We start from the raw sequence: 235 nt of genomic DNA, 5'->3' as shown, positions 1-235 counted from the left end.
ATAACTTCAATACCATTGGTACCTAATACTTTCGCGATTTCTATCGCAAATTCTTGAGATAAATGACGTGTATCAAAATGAATAACGATTTTAGGCGTATTTGAAATATGCGTTAAATATTTAGCTAAACCTAGCGCAAACTTTTGAATCGTGAATTTATTCAATCTACCTGGTCCTATACCGAAGGTACTTCTAATACCAGCTGTTCCAAATGATAAGACATCTGTAAATCCAG

General features: G+C 33.6%; 1 pseudogene. It reads right to left on the bottom strand.

The features are described 5' to 3' along the window. Window positions 1-235, bottom strand: a pseudogene (locus ACJTHF_RS14095) (phosphoglucomutase); the annotation flags it as partial.

Source organism: Mammaliicoccus sp. RAM2, assembly GCF_045897195.1.
In the GTDB taxonomy this organism is placed as follows: Bacteria; Bacillota; Bacilli; order Staphylococcales; family Staphylococcaceae; genus Mammaliicoccus; species Mammaliicoccus sciuri.
Note: the sequence above shows the minus strand (reverse complement) of the source record. Positions and strands in the feature narration are given on the sequence as shown.